This is a genomic window from Ruegeria sp. AG7 (genome assembly GCF_056541545.1).
In genome coordinates, this window is sequence record NZ_JBQFYP010000019.1 from 19620 (window position 1) to 35011 (window position 15392).

Genomic DNA, 15392 nt, shown 5'->3' on the forward strand with positions numbered 1-15392 from the left:
CGCCGCAACTCAGGCGGCGATTTCTTTCATGACAGCCAGAAATTTGGCGACTTCGCCGATTGAGTTGTAGTGGCACATCGAGACCCTGACGCAGGCGTCATAACCCAGCGGCGTCAATATGTTGCCAGAATAGTGGTCGGCCTTGCGCAAATGGGTGCGAATACCTTCATCGTTCAGCCGTTTGACGACATCCGCCGAGGCCACGCCCTGTACGCGCAGCGACACCAGCCCTTCGCGTGCGGGGTTGTCGGCACCGCCCAGAATGGTGACCTTCTCCATCTCGGCCAGACCGCTCAGGTTGCCGGTGCCGTGGATCATCGCGTCGGTCAGTGCCTTTTCCTGCGCGTGAATGGCGTCACCCGCTGCCAGAAATCTGGCACGCCGGTCGGTGGCGTCGCTGACCTGACTGCCAAGCCATTCGAAATAAGACACAACGTCGGACATGGTCGCATAAGCCCCGGTGTCGCGCGTGCCCATTTCCCAGTTATCTGCCGGGCCGTCCAACAGGGCATTGTGTTCAAGCCGCGTCAGCCGGTCGGAAATCCACGCCACGCCGTAGCCATGGCGCGAAAACACCTTGTAGGGCGAGATCACGTAGCCGTCGACGTCATACGCGCTGAGATCGATCCGGCCATGGGCGGCGTGCTGGATGCCATCGACAATTATGAAACAATCTGGCGCCACGGCGCGGATCGCTTGTGAAACTGCGGCCACATCAACGCCCATGCCCGTCACGGGTGAGGTGTGCAGGATTGTCGCCACTTTGGTGTCGGGTGTAACAGCTGCGGCATAGGCCCCGGCTGTCACGGTGCCGGTGTTGTCATCGTGGGGCACCAGCACATGGGTCTGCCCGGCAATACGGGCCCAGCGATCACAGGCTGAGCGTGTGGCGGGGTGTTCCAGTGTCGACCCCAGCACAATCCCCGGACCGGTTCCGAGACAGGCGTTCATGATCAGCCGGAACAGAAGTTCTGTGCCGCTTTCACCCACAAAGAACTGACCACCGGGTGCATTCATGAAATCCCGCATATCGGCCTTGGCCGCGTTGATCGTGGAAACCAGAGCATGAGACCCCGGATTGTCACGCCCCTGATTGTCGGGAATTGCGGCGTGACGCGCCGAGCTGTCCAGCACGGATTTCAGTGTCAAAGCCCCACCGGCGTTTTCGAAAAATATCCGCTCGCCCTGTTCGGGGCAGTGATCGATCTGGGCAAAACGGTTGCGGATCTGGTTCAGCAGGTTTTCCGAAATTTGACTCATGAAAAGCGGCACCTTTGTGTTTTGTGAACGTATGATGTTTCAGACAAGCCTAAGATGGTTTCCCCGCAGGGCTGGCCAAATCTCCCGTAACCGTGCGGATGGTTCAACATGTGCTTCATTCCCGAGCGGCCCTTATTCCGACTATGGCGTCGAGGGCGCGGTATCTTGTTCTTTTGCGACGTAAATACAGTCACGTCTGCGACACGGCGTGTTGAGTAGGCCAGAATACCCGCCCCATGTGTCGGGGCGAACCTGCCTTTGAGGCAGGCAGCCATCCGACGTGGGTTCCATGCTTTTGCCTGATCCGCGGCTATAGCAGATCAAACAACCGCCCCGGAACATTTCTGTGCCTTGGCAGGTCAAGCGCCCGCATTAGGGCAAACATCATGGCCTGATTGGACGTCACAACAGGTTTATCAAGGGCCGCTTCGATCCGGTCTATGGCCTCGACCGCGCGCATGTCGGTGCAGCTGAGTATGATGGCCTCGGCCTTTGGGTGGTCGGCCTGCATGGCAAGGTCGAAAACCTCGTCCGGGGTCAGTTCTCCCTGCCCGTAATTGCCCAGCTCGCGGCCGATATCGGCGCATTTCACCGTTGTGATCTGGTTTTGCGTCAGAAAATCCATGGCCTGCGTGTTGATCTCGCCCAGATAGGGTGAAGAAAAACCGACGCTGGACACGCCGAGCGCATTGATCGCACCAACCAGCGCCCCTGCGGCGGTAATACACACGGCCCCCGACGCAGCCCTGATGTCCTGCGCCAGCTGGTGATCAAAGGACGGGCCATGGGTCAGCGTGGCCGAGGTACAGCCATAGAGCACCACATCGGGCCGAACGCCCGAGATCATCTTGAGGTCATGGCTGATATCCGAGGCCCCCAGACCCGCCATCTGATCCGAGCCGGGGATCTCATCCACGTCATAGCCACCCATTCGCTGAAAATGCACCGTCGTGTCCGGGCAGCGCATCAGCATCATGTCAGCTTCGAGATTGGTGTTGGTAAAGGGCACCAGCACCCCGATTTTGGCCCGTGTCCGGGTTTCAAAGGTCATGACGTCACCTCTTTCAGAACAGTCAGGCAGCGCTCCATCACTGCCGTGTCACAGATCGTGGCGCGCAGGCAATCCGCGAGGCAATAGCCGCCCATTCCGCGCATGAGCAAACCCGCTTTGCGCAACGCGGCATCCGCTTTTTGCGCGGTGGCGGCATCGGCAAATCGGATCAGGACAAAATTGGTGTGGCTGTGCGGAACAGATAATCCCAGCGCCCGGCACCCGTCGGCAAAGCGATCCCGGATGGCGGCGGTTCTGGCAACCGTGTTGCGCATGTGGGGCTGATCTTGCACCGCTGCCGTTGCCATGGCCTGAGAGGGGGTCGATACGTTGTTGGGGTTGAGCAGTTTTCGCAGCTCAATCGCGACCTCAGACGGGAACAGACCCCAACCCACGCGCGCGCCCGCCAGACCGTAAGCCTTTGAGAAGGTGCGTATGACCACAGTATCCCCACGTGCGACGAGGGCAAAGATTTCAGCCGGGTCGTGGTCGCGATCAGCGAATTCTGCATAGGCCTGATCGACCACCAGCAGCACGTCCTCGGGCAATGTGTCGCGCAGGCGGATGATCTCGGCATTCGGGATCAGGGTGCCGGTCGGGTTGCCGGGGTTGCAGACAAAGACGATCCGGGTATCTGGCGTAACAGCCGCCAGAATGTCGTCGACCGAGACGGTCAGATCAACCTCGCGTGCCTTCACATAGTCCGCCCGCACCTGCGCCGCCGCTGATGCCACATAGGCATAGCCGTAATCCGTGCCCAATACATGGTCGCCCGGCCCTGAATAGGCGCGGATAAGGCAGCCGATCAACTCCATCGATCCGGCACCGCACAGGATGTTGTCGGCTGGCACCCCGTGCACCTGAGCGATGGCGGCGCGCAGGTCCGACCAGTCGGGATCGGGGTAAAGCGGCATCCGGTGCAATGCCACCTTCCCCGCCGCAATTGCGGCAGGGCTGGCCGGGAAAGCGCTTTCATTCTGGGCTAGAGATACAGTGTCCGGCCCGCCCAGATCGGCCAGCGCATAGGCCGCCATGGCACGAATGTGATCAACCGCGCGGATCATGAGGCACTCCCATAGGCTTTGGCCCCTTCTTCCGTGACCAGACCGCGCCTGAGGTCCAGCGCCAGCGCCTTTGGGTCGCGCGCGGCCGGATCGCCAAAGCCGCCGCCCCCGGGCGTGTCGAAGATCAGGTAATCGCCGCTTTCCACGCGTAGCTCACCCTTGCCCGGAATGTCGCCACTGCCATCGCGGAACCGGATACGTCCCGGCGCGCCGGGCAGGCCGCCCATGCGGCCCAGAGCGGGGAATTTCAGACGTTCGACCGACAGAAAGACGATGAAGGGGGCATCGTTGGCGGACGTCATCTCGATCCGCTGACCCAATCCGCCCCTGAACTGGCCTGCGCCGCCCGAGTCGGGCAACAATTCGCGTCGCCACATGATCACCGGTGCGACACTTTCGGTTATTTCGACCTGCGAGCCGAACACCCCCGAAGGGTAGGCTGTCGCAGACAGGCCATCCGCAAGGGGTCGCGCCCCGGTGCCGCCGTTGTGAACGGGTTCAATGGCAAATTCACGCCCGCCATTCGCCGCCACTTCGGGCGCGTGGCGCATTGGCAGATCGAACATGCACGAGGCCCCTTCGGCGGGCACCTGATCGGGCAGCGCCTGATGCAGGCAGCCCAAAACCAGATCCGGTGTAACCTGCCCCAGCGTATGCCGCATGGCCACAGGCACCGGATGCTGGGCGTTCAGAATGCAACCTTTGGGGCCGTCCACCGTGAAAGGTTCCAGCGAACCCGCGTTGTTCGGGATATCCGGCCCGACGATGCAACGCAGGGCAAAGACCGTATAGGCGGTCGCATAGTTCAAAGGCACGTTGATGCCCTTCTTCGAACACCCTGACGTGCCCGTGAAATCGACATGCATCCCGTCTTTGGTCACAGTGAGCGTTGCGTGCAGCTCCAGCTCTGCCTCATAACCGTCCATGCGCAGCACGTTCTTGTAAACGCCCTCGGGCACCTCGGCGATGGCCTGCAACGCACCTTTACGCGAGGTGTCGATGATATAGGTGCCAAGCCTGTCCAGATCATCGATCCCGAACTCCTCCATCATCGCAACAAGGCGGTTCACCCCGGCCTCGCAACAGGCGATCAGGGCGTAGATGTCGCCCTCATTCGCCACAGGCTCGCGCGAGTTGGCGCGGATGATTTCCATCAGCAGCGCATTGGGCGTTCCGGCCTCGACCAGTTTGCAAGGCGGGATCAGCAGGCCTTCGTCATAGATGTCCGAGCCTTCAGGCCCCATGCCAAGACCACCCAAATCCACCAGATGCGAGGTGCAGGAGGTAAAGCCCACCACCCTGCCGTCCTTGAACGCGGGCATCATCAGCAGGAAGTCGTTCAGATGCCCCGAGGCCAGCCATGGGTCGTTCGTCATGTAGATGTCGCCGGGGCGCATGTCCTGTACCGCGAAACGGGCGCGCAGGTGCAGCACGGCCTCGGCCATGGTGTTGATATGGCCCGGTGTTCCGGTCACGGCCTGCGCCAGCATCCGGCCATTCACGTCGAATATCCCCGCGGAAATGTCGCCGCATTCGCGCACGATGGGCGAGAAAGCCGCGCGGATCAGGGTCTGGCCCTGTTCTTCGACCACAGCCAGCAAGCGGTTCCACATCACTTGCAGGCGGGCGGGGGACAGATCAGCGGTCATCATGCGCCTCCTTTCTGGTCCTGTATCAGGACAAGGTTGCCGATTGCATCCATCTGGGCCGAGAAATCGGCGGAAACGAGTGTGGTTGTTTGCGGTTCATGGATCAGCGCGGGGCCTGCCACATGGTCACCGGGGCGCATATCGGCGCGGGCGAGAAAGGCGGCCTGTTTTACCGTGCCATCCAGATCACAGGTGATGGGGCGTGTTTGCGTGACCTGAAATGCGGTTTTGCCCGGCGTTTCTGACACCGTGGGCACCGCTTTGTCCGGGGTGGCAACGCGAACGGCCCAATTGAGGATCTCGATCTTCATCCCCGGAACAGGGCGTGAGAATTGTTTGCGGTATTCCTCTTCGAATGCGGCTGTCAGCGGGGCGATATCCTGGCGCGTCAGGGCGCGGTCCGGCAAGGTAATCTCGATCTCATGCCCTTGCCCGCTATAGCGCATGAAGGCGGTGCGCAGGGTTTCGGTGGGTGCATCCCCTGCCCCTTGGGCGACGACCTCTTTTGCTTCGGCAATCATCGTATCGAACAGGGCGTTCACCCCGTCCATGTCCATGCTGTCGAGCAGGGAATAGCGCGAGCGGACGATTTCGAAGGACACCGGGGCAAACAGGAACCCAACCGCCGAACCGACGCCGGGATTGGGCGGGATCACGATATGCGAAACACCGGCGGACCGGGCGACGCGGGTGGCATGCAGCGGCCCGTTGCCACCAAAGGCAATCATGGTACGCGGGCCAAGGTCCTTGCCGCTTTCGACCGCGTGCATCCGCCCGGCGCTGGCCATGCTTTCGACAACGATGCGGCTGACCCCATCTGCCGCACCTGTCGCATCCAGCCCCAGTTTTTCCCCGATCACACGTCTCAGGGCGGCCTTGGCGCCAGCAGGGTCCAGCTGGATATGCCCCTCGGCAAAGGTGTCGGGCACGATATAGCCCAGAGTGATGTCACTGTCGGTCACGGTCGGATCGATGCCGCCGCGCATGAAGGCGACCGGTCCGGGTTCCGAGCCTGCCGATTTCGGCCCGACCGTCAGACGCCCGAGACGGTCAACACCCGCGATCGAACCGCCGCCAGCACCGATTTCAATCATCTCGATCACCGGAATGCGCACCGGCATTCCCGACCCCTTGATGAACCGTGCCGCGCGGGCGATTTCGAAAGAGCGGGATGTCTGAGGGCGCGCCTTGTCGATCAGGCAGAGCTTGGCCGTGGTGCCACCGACGTCAAAGGACAGGACCTGATCCAACCCGGCACGCGCGGCGATGCGGGCGGACAGAATAGCCCCACCGGCAGGGCCGGATTCCACCAGACGAATGGGGAAACGCGTGGCGGTGTCGATCGTGCACATACCACCGCCTGCCGTCATCATCAGGATCGGACAGGTTACGCCCTCGGCCGTGAACTGATCCGCGAACCGGGTCAGATAGCTATCCATCAGCGGTTGAATATAGGCGTTGGCCACAGTGGTGCAGAGCCGGTCAAACTCACGCGCTTCGGGGCTGACATCGGACGAGATCGAGACGGTCAAACCGGGGCGGTGTCGCGCGAGAAGATCGCGCAAACGCCGTTCGTGGGTCGGGTTGGCGTAGGAGTGCATCAGGCAGATGGCCACCGCCTCGGCCCCGCTGGCGTCAATCTCCGCCAGCAACCGGTCTACTTGCGCTTCATCCAGTTCAATCAGCACCTCGCCTTCTGCCGACATGCGTTCGCGTATGGTCAACGAGCGTTCGCGCGGCACCAGCATGTCCGGCTTTTCAAGGTTGATGTCGTATTGGGAATACCGACGCTCGTACCCGATATCGAGAACATCGCGGAACCCTTCGGTGCAGACCGTGGTCACGACCGCCCCGCGCCGTTCGATCAGCGCGTTGGTTGCCAGAGTTGTGCCGTGAATGAATCCGGTGACATCCTTCAGCGACCGGCCAGTCTGCGCCATGACGCGCCGCGCGCCTTCCAGTGCGCCTTCTGCCGGGTTCTGGTGGGTGGTCAGGGTTTTGGTGGAGGCAAGTATCGTCTCATCACCCGAGACGAGGGCCGTGTCGGTAAAAGTGCCGCCAATATCGATGGCGAGGCGCAGAGCGGTTGTCATGAGGTATTCCGTTGTCGTCTGAAAGCAGGCAGGCAGAACGGCCCCGAAGGGCGGTTACCGGCGCGTCGCGACCAGATCACAGCCGGTCGCACGGCGATCAAGACGGGTGGGGATACACTGACAGGTCATACAGTTTTGTCCCCTACTGCGCCCCGCGTCACTAGCAGATTTACGACAGATTGGCCCACAAGCGACACATTTGTCGCCGCAGAGGGTTCTGCCCTGAACCTGCCTGGTGTCAGTCTAAGGGTGCTTAAGGTGAACCGTTTCGCCGGTTTGCAGGGCCTGCTGCGCCGCCAATCCCATTCGCACCGCCCACAAACCGTCATGCACTGTCACATCCGGTTCGGCCTTGTGCCCGCGCACCAGATCCAGAAACCCCTTGTGCTGATAATAGGTCGAGCCGTTGTGATCTCCGGCAGCCAGCAAACGGGGATCGACAGGGATATCCTGCGACATTGGCCCCTTGGGGTCCCGCGGGCTGACGATGACCTGCGGCACTGGCGGCGTTCCCAGATGGTCGGGCCAGAACCGCCCCGGCCCCGGCACCAGAGCCTCGACCTTGGCTTTGGGTCCGATGGCCGAAATCTCCTCCTGATAGCGGGCGCCTTCGGCGAACATGCACAGCTCGAGCATCGCGCGCGCGCCATTGGCGAAATCGACCAGAACATAGCCATGATCCAGTATATCGGGTGTTTCACCCCCGTAGGTTTCGTCCAGATGATTCACCGCCTGCCCGCCGCTTGCGGTGATCCGCACAGGGTCGGATTGCAGGATCAGCCGCATCAGATCGAAGAAGTGGCAGCATTTCTCGACAAAGGTGCCGCCGGTGTTGCGGTTGAACCGGTTCCAGTCGCCGACTTTCCGCAGAAACGGAAAGCGATGTTCCCGGATCGACAGCATCCTGACCCCGCCTGTGTCCCCGATCTTGTCGATCAGGGTCGCGATGGGCGGCATATAACGGTATTCCATCGCAACCCAGATCGGGTGTGGATAGTCACGCTGTACCTTCGCTAGCCTTGCGGCGTCCTGGGGGTTGGTGAACAGGGGCTTTTCCACCAATAGCGGCAAGGGGCGCGTTTGCGCGATTTCACAGATCTGGTCGACATGCAGGTGATTTGGGCTGGCTATGACAAGGCAGTCCAGGTCTTCGATATCCAACACCTCTTGCACCGAGCGTGCCATAACCGCCCCCGGCGCAATCGCCTGCGCGGCTTTTGCCATCCCGGGATCGGGTTCGAATATCGCCGCAACACGCGTGCCGTCCAGCAGGGCGATGTTGTGCAGGTGTTCCTGCCCCATCATGCCACATCCGATCAGCCCGTAATTGATGGTCTGGGTCATGCGCGTTTCCTTTTACTTCAGACGTTGGACATAGGTGGCCCGGTCCGGGTCGAACCAGGTCTTTGAAAATTCGACAGGTTCGGCCTTGTCCGACCAGCTGAACCGTTCGATATAGCCCACCGTTTCACCGGCGGCTTTGGTGAACGCCGCGGGCGTCCAATCGGGCAGCTGGCCAATCGATACGCGATCTTCGGCCCGTGATATCCAGAAACCCAGCTGGTGCTGATAATAGCGGTAGAGCGAGTCCGACAGCAGGCTTCGCTTGATCAGGCCGGCTGATTCGTCCAGCCAGATTTCCTCGACCGCGATGATTGTGTCATTCAGATAGCGCATCCGACGTACGCGCGATCCGGTGTCTGAAGTGCCAAAATCCGGCAGATCGGAAGGTTTCTTCAGATGATCGACGGACAGGATATCCGCACGCGGCAACCCGCCCCCTTGGGGCAATTCCAGCCGGAACATCGCGTAGACGCTGTTCTGAGTTCCGGTCTCGCGGATGTAATTTCCTGACCCCTGAATACGCTCCAACATGCCTTTTTTCTCAAGCTCTGCGAGAGATTTTCGCAGCGTGCCGACCGACACGTTCAGCTCGGCCGCCATATCGCGTTCCGGGGGCAGACGCTCACCATCGATCAAGCGGCCCGCAGCGACATCGCGGATCAGCAGCTCGGCAATCTGAACGTAGATAGGCAGGGCATTGGGGTTTCGGGTGTTGGGGGGCATTTCAGGCGCTTCATTCGGTCGCAGGAAAAATTGATACACTATTGATCTACATCAATGTGATTGCTACGCAAGAGGAAAGTAAAAGATGCACGGAGCGTGAATCAAATGACCATCGTCCCCATCACATCCCCTGATCTGGATGCGGCCGAGGTTTCGTGGTTCGCCGCCTTATGTTCGGACGATTATCAGTTCCTGGGTGTGCCTGATGGTGATCTGCGGTCCAGCTGGGAGCATTGCTCGGCCATCGTGAAGGAGGCCGAGGCGCAGGGGTTCCGCAACATCCTGTGCCCGTCATCGTATCAGGTTGGGCAGGACACGCTGAGCTTTGTCGCCGGTTGCGCGCCGATCACGCAGAAGATCAACCTGTTGGCCGCTGTGCGCTGCGGCGAGATGCAGCCGATCATGCTGGCCCGCACGATCGCGACTTTGGATCACATGTTGAAGGGGCGGCTGACCGTCAACATCATTTCATCCGATTTTCCCGGCGAAAAGGCCGACAGTGCCTATCGTTATCAACGGTCGCGCGAAGTGGTCGAGATCCTGAAACAGGCCTGGACGCAGGAGGAAATCAACCATGCGGGCGAGGTCTACAACTTTACAGGTCTGACAACCGACCCGGCGCGACCCTATCAGACTGGCGGGCCGCTGCTGTATTTCGGAGGCTATTCGCCCGCGGCGCTGGAGCTATGCGGCGAGCATTGCGATGTGTACCTGATGTGGCCGGAAACCAAGGATCAACTGGCCGAGCGGATGAAAGCTGTTCATGCAGTGGCCGAAAATTATGACCGTACGCTCGACTATGGCTTGCGGGTTCACATGATCGTTCGCGATACCGAAGCCGAGGCGCAGGAATACGCGGATTACATCGTTTCAAAACTGGATGACGACTATGGCCGCGTGATCCGCGAGCGGGCGTTGGATGCAACGTCGCTTGGCGTAGCGCATCAGGCCAGGAATCGTGATCTGGCGGATAAGTATGGGTATGTGGAACCCGGTCTGTGGACCGGCGTCGGCCGCGCCCGTTCGGGCTGTGGTGCGGCACTGGTTGGATCAACCGATCAGGTCATGTCAAAGATCGAAGATTACCGGAAGATGGGCATTCGCGCCTTCATCTTCTCAGGCTATCCGCACATGGATGAGGCCAAGCATTTCGGTGCTCGTGTGATGCCGCATCTGAAAACATGCTCGCTGCCCGAAGCCTACAGGCGTGTGCCCAAGACACCCCCAGCCACACCGCTGGGCAACGGAGTGCGCCGCTGATGCAACGCGTGAAACTATCCCCGACGCTGGAAATGAGCCGCCTTGTCTATGGCATGTGGCGGCTGGGTGACGATAGCGACACCTCAGCAGGGCATGTCGAGGCCAAAATTCAGGCCTGTCTTGATCAGGGCATCACCACCTTCGATCAGGCCGATATTTATGGTGGTTACGCGGCCGAAGCCGTTCTGGGCAACGCCTTGCGCGCCAATCCCGGCCTGCGCCAGAAGATGGAGATCGTCACCAAATGTGACATCGTCGCACCTGTGGGGCGGCATTCCGATGCGAAGGTCAAATACTATGACACCTCACGCGCGCATATCCTGAAATCCATCGACATGTCCCTGTCGGAAATGGCCATCGACCACATCGATCTGCTGCTGATCCACCGCCCTGATCCGTTCATGGACCACCACGAAACCGGGGCTGCGCTGGATGAGGCTGTCGCCAGCGGCAAGGTGGGCGCGATTGGTGTTTCGAACTTCCGCCCGTGGGACTGGACCCTGCTGCAATCGGCGATGAAAACCCGGCTGGTCACCAACCAGATCGAGATCTCACTGGGCGCGATCGCCCCTTTCACCAATGGCGATCTGGCGTTTCACCAGCAGCATGGGCACCACCTTATGGCGTGGTCGCCGCTGGGGGGTGGGCTGCTGATGGCCGGGAACCCGCCCGTCGGGGTTGTCGCTGATGAAATCGCGGAGGAGTTCGGTGTAGACCGGGCCGCTGTGGCCGTCGCCTTCCTGCTGGCTCATCCGGCGGGCATTCTGCCGGTTCTGGGCACCAACAACCTGAACCGTATCAAACGCATCTCAGACGCGTTGAACGTCACCATAGACCGCGAAACCTGGTTCCGCCTGTACGAGGCGGCGCTGGGGCATGAGGTAGCATGATGAACGCAATCTCAAGGAATATGACCCACACCTTTGTGCCACATAAGGACGACACCCGGACCCTGCGGGATGCTTTTGGTCGGTTTGCAACCGGCGTTACCATCGTGACATGCGACAGCGGTGATGGCCCTATCTGCATCACGGCCAACAGCTTTTCGTCACTGTCGCTGGATCCGCCACTGATCATGTGGGCCGGCGACCGCAACTCGCGCCGGTTCCCTTATTTTCGCGCGGCACGGCATTTCACGGTGCATGTGTTATCGTCGGCGCAGGCCGAGCTGTGTTTTGGATGCTCGAAAGATGCCCATGCCCTGCGCGACATCCGGCATGAGCGCTGTGCAAACGGCACCCCGCTGCTGTCGGATTGCCTGGCACGATTTGAATGCGAACAACATGCCTATCACGACGCGGGCGATCACGTGATCGTGGTGGGCAAAGTCCTGAAGGCCAGCATGAGCGACGGCGACGCGCTGACGTTCTACGCCGGGAAAATGGGCCAATTCGCGCAGCACTAAGCGCGATCTGACGACCGCGGGACACACCTGCGGCTGAACAAGGGAGGATCCGCATGGGCGGACTGGCATCGGTGCTTGCGCCGATTGCATTCGTGAACGAAACCGCGCTGCGTCTGGGCCGCGCGGTTGGCGTTGTTGCGATTGCTTTCATGGTCATCGCAATCCTGATTCAGGTGTTCTTCCGATACGTTCTGGGCAACGCCCTGCCCTGGCCGGATGAGGCCGCGCGGTTCTGCATGTTGTGGATGACCGGGTTGATGGCACCGACGGCCTTTCGGCGCGGCGGTTTTGTAGCTATCGACATGCTGCAACGGTTTCTGCCGCGAATGTTCGGCCTGTCACTCAATCTGTTCCTCCTACTGATCTCGCTGGCCGTGCTTTTGGTTGCGGTCAAAATCGGCTGGTCCGAGGTCACGGGCTTTGGCGGCAGGTTTGCAACCGCCGCCCTGTACCTGCCGACATCGCTTGGGTTTGACGAGTGGTATCGCATTCCGCGCAGCTGGATGATGGCCTCGCTGCTGGTGGGGATCATTCTGCTGATCTCGGTCAATATCGAGCTTATCCTGCGTTCCGTGGTCACCTTGCTTGGCGGCGCGCATCTGTTGCCGGACATTCCCGACGCAGCCGTGGGGGCCGAATAGATGCTGATCTGGTTCCTGCCTACGTTCCTGATTTTCTTGCTGATTGGCCTGCCGGTCTTTTTCGCGCTTCTGGCGGCGCCCGGCATCTTGCTGTGGCTGAACGGACAGACGAACGACATCACCCTGCTTTATCGCAATGTCTACAACGGCATGGACAGTTTCCCGCTGATGGCCATCCCGTTCTTCATGCTGGCCGGTGAAATGATGAACCGCGGCGGCATCACCATCCGCCTTGTCGAATTCAGCCAGGCGCTGATGGGCCATCTGCGCGGCGGGCTGGCGCATGTAAACGTTCTGAGCTCGATCCTGTTCGCGGGCCTTTCGGGGTCAGCGGTGGCTGACACATCCGCCCTGGGTTCGATGCTGATCCCGGCGATGGAAAAACAGGGATACACCCGCAAATTCGCCGCCGCCATTACGGCCGCGAGTTCGGTGATCGGGCCGATCATCCCGCCCTCGGGCATCATGATCATCTATGCCTATGTCATGGGCGAAAGCGTGGCCGCCTTGTTCCTTGCGGGGATCGTGCCCGGAATCATGGTGGGTGTCGGCCTGATGGTGATGATCAAGTTCATGGCCGACAAGTACGATTTTCCCGTCGCCAGCCGGAAATACACATGGGATGAGCGTCGCAAAGCCAGCCTCAAGGCGTTCTTCCCGCTGATGACGCCCGTGATCATTCTGGGCGGCATTCTGGGGGGTATATTTACCCCGACCGAAGCCGCCGCTGTTGCTGTGGGCTACGCCTTTATCATCGGATTTTTCGTTCTGCGTACATTGACCCTGAGGGAAATTCCGGATGTTCTTAGCAATGCAGGTATGACGTCGGCTGTGGTGCTGCTGCTGGTTGGCGCAGCAATGGCGTTCAAGACCGTAGTCAGCCTGAGCCATGCCCCGGAACAATTGGCCTCGTTGATCCTCAGCCTGTCGGAAAATCCGCTGATCCTGTTGTTTCTGATCAACCTGTTGTTGTTTATCGTCGGTATGTTTCTGGACGCAGGCCCCGCGATCATCATCCTTGGCCCGATCCTTGGCCCGATTTTCACTGGCCTCGGCGTAGACCCGATCCATTTCGCCATCATCATGAGCGTCAATCTGACCGTCGGCCTTGCAACGCCCCCCATGGGGTTGGTGCTGTTCGTGGCCGCCGCCGTGTCGCGGGAGCGGGTCGAGACAATCGCCAAGGCGATCCTGCCGTTTCTGGCGGTCGAAATCATCGTGATCTTTCTGATCACCTACATTCCCGCATTATCCATGACGATCCCGAGGATAACGGGATTTGCAAACTGACTGAGTATCACAGGGAGGAAACGCATGCTCGGAAACTTCATCAAAACAGCGGCGATTGCCACATCGCTTGTGGCCGCGTCTGCGGTCGCTGCGGTGGCTGCGGACTATACGCTGCGCGCCACTGCCAATTCGAACGAAAATGACGAGGATTACGACGGTCTGATCGTTTTCAAGAACTATGTCGAGGCGGCGTCGAACGGCGCCATCGAGGTTGAGCTGTTCATCGGCACCCAGCTGTGTTCGAACGGTGCAGAATGCCTACAAGGCGTGGCGGATGGCACCATCGATATCTATATCTCTACCTCGGGCGGGGCCTCGGGCATCTTCCCCTATGTGCAGGTTCTGGACCTGCCCTATCTGATGGCCGATGACCGGATCGCCGAGCATGTTCTGTCGGGCGATTTCACCCGCAAGATGCGCGACATGGCGCTGGAGGATTCAGGTGGCGCGATCCGCCTGATGACCATCGGCAACACCGGCGGCTGGCGCAACTTCGCCAATACAAAACACCGGGTGGCCGAGCCTGCCGACATGGAAGGTCTGAAAATCCGCACCGTTGTCGCCGACCTGCCACAGGAACTGGTCAAGGCACTGGGCGCGTCACCTACACCGATCCCGTGGCCGGAACTTTTCACCAGCTTCCAGACCGGCGTTGTCGAGGGGTCAAAGAACGGCATCACCGACATCATGGGCATGAAGTTCCCGGATGCCGGCCTGCAATATGTCACGCTGGACGGGCACGCCTATATGGGTGCGCTGTGGTGGATGAACAACGCCAAGTTCCAGGCGATGCCCGAAGATATGCGCCGGGTCGTTGTCGATGGGTTCTACGCCCTGCAACAGGCCACTTTTGCCTCGCCCAAGCGCAAATCGATTCAGGCCTATGAGGACTTCGTCGCAGGTGGCGGTGACCTGTATGTCCCGACACCCGAGCAGAAGGCTGCGTTCAAAGCCGCGGCTTCACCTGTCTATGACTGGTTCCAGACCAATGTTGCCCGTGGTGATGAGATCTTTGCCGCGCTGACCGATGCGGTCACGGCGGCTGAGGCGGACGTGAACGCCTCGCGCAATGCAGACCTGAACTAAACGGACGGGTCGGGCCTTGTGGCCCGGCCCTTATCGAAACGGGTACATCCACCCTTTGTAGTCGTTGACCAGAACATGCGCCTTCTCGATCTGCTCCGGCGACATTTTCTTGATCACTTCCTCAAGGCTGATCGCCGCATCGGGATCGCCGCCAATGGCGCTGAGCGTGTACCACATATAGGCCCGCACCAGATCGGGGGCGGGCAATCCCAGACCCAGTTCGTAGTACCAGCCGACCCCCGACTGCGCCCCCGGATGCCCCTTCATCGAGGCACGCAGATACCATTCAAACGCCCTTTCATGGTCCTGCTCGACCCCAAGACCCAGCCCGTACATCACACCAATCAGTTCCTCGGCCTCGGCATTGCCCGACCGGGCGGCGGGCAGCAGTTCCGCGCGCGCGGCTTCAAACTCTCCGGCCTCCATCATGTCACGGGCCTGTTCCAGCTCAGCCAGAGCCGGGGTCGCAAGAAAACAAAGGGTAAAGAGAAACTGGCGCATTGGGCGATTGTCCTCGTTTGGGCGG

The 15392-nt window shown here is 60.4% G+C and carries 14 protein-coding genes; 6 read left to right on the top strand and 8 right to left on the bottom strand.

Annotated features, from left to right (window positions below):
• Positions 1-9: 9 nt before the first annotated feature.
• From ACR0BF_RS18030 to ACR0BF_RS18060, 7 genes are all read right to left on the bottom strand, one after another.
• Positions 10-1260, bottom strand: a complete 1251-nt coding sequence (locus ACR0BF_RS18030) for an aminotransferase class V-fold PLP-dependent enzyme (protein ID WP_480477523.1) — start codon at positions 1258-1260, stop codon at positions 10-12.
• Between the two features lie 310 nt (positions 1261-1570).
• Positions 1571-2311 (bottom strand): maleate cis-trans isomerase family protein, encoded by a 741-nt coding sequence (locus ACR0BF_RS18035; protein WP_480625456.1) that lies wholly within the window; start codon positions 2309-2311, stop codon positions 1571-1573.
• Positions 2308-3375 (bottom strand): pyridoxal phosphate-dependent aminotransferase, encoded by a 1068-nt coding sequence (locus ACR0BF_RS18040; protein ID WP_480625457.1) that lies wholly within the window; start codon positions 3373-3375, stop codon positions 2308-2310. Before ACR0BF_RS18040 ends, ACR0BF_RS18035 begins: the two co-directional genes overlap by 4 nt.
• Positions 3372-5024, bottom strand: coding sequence for a hydantoinase B/oxoprolinase family protein (locus tag ACR0BF_RS18045; protein WP_480625458.1), 1653 nt, complete (start codon positions 5022-5024; stop codon positions 3372-3374). The genes ACR0BF_RS18040 and ACR0BF_RS18045 overlap by 4 nt, the downstream gene beginning before the upstream one ends.
• Positions 5024-7117 (bottom strand): hydantoinase/oxoprolinase family protein, encoded by a 2094-nt coding sequence (locus tag ACR0BF_RS18050; protein ID WP_480625459.1) that lies wholly within the window; start codon positions 7115-7117, stop codon positions 5024-5026. Before ACR0BF_RS18050 ends, ACR0BF_RS18045 begins: the two co-directional genes overlap by 1 nt.
• A 243-nt stretch (positions 7118-7360) precedes the next feature.
• Positions 7361-8461, bottom strand: a complete 1101-nt coding sequence (locus ACR0BF_RS18055; protein ID WP_480625460.1) for a Gfo/Idh/MocA family protein — start codon at positions 8459-8461, stop codon at positions 7361-7363.
• A gap of 12 nt (positions 8462-8473) precedes the next feature.
• Positions 8474-9184: a GntR family transcriptional regulator gene (locus ACR0BF_RS18060; RefSeq protein WP_480477535.1), complete on the bottom strand. Its 711-nt coding sequence runs from the start codon at positions 9182-9184 to the stop codon at positions 8474-8476.
• 105 nt (positions 9185-9289) lie between these two features.
• On the opposite strand from ACR0BF_RS18060, the gene ACR0BF_RS18065 reads away from it, so the two are divergent.
• The 6 genes from ACR0BF_RS18065 to ACR0BF_RS18090 are packed head-to-tail and all read left to right on the top strand — an operon-like array spanning position 9290 to position 14866.
• Positions 9290-10444 carry an LLM class flavin-dependent oxidoreductase gene (locus tag ACR0BF_RS18065; RefSeq protein WP_480625461.1) on the top strand — a complete coding sequence of 385 codons (1155 nt, stop codon included), beginning with the start codon at positions 9290-9292 and terminating at the stop codon, positions 10442-10444.
• On the top strand, positions 10444-11334 hold the full coding sequence (locus ACR0BF_RS18070) for an aldo/keto reductase (protein WP_480625462.1): 891 nt from the start codon (positions 10444-10446) through the stop codon (positions 11332-11334). The genes ACR0BF_RS18065 and ACR0BF_RS18070 overlap by 1 nt, the downstream gene beginning before the upstream one ends.
• Positions 11334-11849: a flavin reductase family protein gene (locus ACR0BF_RS18075; RefSeq protein WP_480477541.1), complete on the top strand. Its 516-nt coding sequence runs from the start codon at positions 11334-11336 to the stop codon at positions 11847-11849. Before ACR0BF_RS18070 ends, ACR0BF_RS18075 begins: the two co-directional genes overlap by 1 nt.
• Positions 11850-11902: 53 nt before the next feature.
• Positions 11903-12490 carry a TRAP transporter small permease gene (locus ACR0BF_RS18080; protein WP_480625463.1) on the top strand — a complete coding sequence of 196 codons (588 nt, stop codon included), beginning with the start codon at positions 11903-11905 and terminating at the stop codon, positions 12488-12490.
• Positions 12491-13780, top strand: a complete 1290-nt coding sequence (locus ACR0BF_RS18085; protein WP_480477545.1) for a TRAP transporter large permease — start codon at positions 12491-12493, stop codon at positions 13778-13780.
• A gap of 24 nt (positions 13781-13804) precedes the next feature.
• Positions 13805-14866, top strand: coding sequence for a TRAP transporter substrate-binding protein (locus ACR0BF_RS18090; RefSeq protein ID WP_480555887.1), 1062 nt, complete (start codon positions 13805-13807; stop codon positions 14864-14866).
• 30 nt (positions 14867-14896) lie between these two features.
• Here ACR0BF_RS18090 and ACR0BF_RS18095 read toward each other — a convergent pair whose 3' ends face one another.
• The gene (locus tag ACR0BF_RS18095; RefSeq protein WP_480477549.1) at positions 14897-15367 is read right to left on the bottom strand and encodes a tetratricopeptide repeat protein; all 471 of its coding nucleotides are present in this window, start codon (positions 15365-15367) and stop codon (positions 14897-14899) included.
• Positions 15368-15392 lie beyond the last annotated feature (25 nt).

Excerpts from the sequence above, each read along its gene's own strand:
- ACR0BF_RS18030 (WP_480477523.1), bottom strand. The coding sequence starts at position 1,260 with ATGAGTCAAATTTCGGAAAACCTGCTGAACCAGATCCGCAACCGTTTT.
- ACR0BF_RS18035 (WP_480625456.1), bottom strand. The coding sequence starts at position 2,311 with ATGACCTTTGAAACCCGGACACGGGCCAAAATCGGGGTGCTGGTGCCC.
- ACR0BF_RS18040 (WP_480625457.1), bottom strand. The coding sequence starts at position 3,375 with ATGATCCGCGCGGTTGATCACATTCGTGCCATGGCGGCCTATGCGCTG.
- ACR0BF_RS18045 (WP_480625458.1), bottom strand. The coding sequence starts at position 5,024 with ATGACCGCTGATCTGTCCCCCGCCCGCCTGCAAGTGATGTGGAACCGC.
- ACR0BF_RS18050 (WP_480625459.1), bottom strand. The coding sequence starts at position 7,117 with ATGACAACCGCTCTGCGCCTCGCCATCGATATTGGCGGCACTTTTACC.
- ACR0BF_RS18055 (WP_480625460.1), bottom strand. The coding sequence starts at position 8,461 with ATGACCCAGACCATCAATTACGGGCTGATCGGATGTGGCATGATGGGG.
- ACR0BF_RS18060 (WP_480477535.1), bottom strand. The coding sequence starts at position 9,184 with ATGCCCCCCAACACCCGAAACCCCAATGCCCTGCCTATCTACGTTCAG.
- ACR0BF_RS18065 (WP_480625461.1), top strand. The coding sequence starts at position 9,290 with ATGACCATCGTCCCCATCACATCCCCTGATCTGGATGCGGCCGAGGTT.
- ACR0BF_RS18070 (WP_480625462.1), top strand. The coding sequence starts at position 10,444 with ATGCAACGCGTGAAACTATCCCCGACGCTGGAAATGAGCCGCCTTGTC.
- ACR0BF_RS18075 (WP_480477541.1), top strand. The coding sequence starts at position 11,334 with ATGAACGCAATCTCAAGGAATATGACCCACACCTTTGTGCCACATAAG.
- ACR0BF_RS18080 (WP_480625463.1), top strand. The coding sequence starts at position 11,903 with ATGGGCGGACTGGCATCGGTGCTTGCGCCGATTGCATTCGTGAACGAA.
- ACR0BF_RS18085 (WP_480477545.1), top strand. The coding sequence starts at position 12,491 with ATGCTGATCTGGTTCCTGCCTACGTTCCTGATTTTCTTGCTGATTGGC.
- ACR0BF_RS18090 (WP_480555887.1), top strand. The coding sequence starts at position 13,805 with ATGCTCGGAAACTTCATCAAAACAGCGGCGATTGCCACATCGCTTGTG.
- ACR0BF_RS18095 (WP_480477549.1), bottom strand. The coding sequence starts at position 15,367 with ATGCGCCAGTTTCTCTTTACCCTTTGTTTTCTTGCGACCCCGGCTCTG.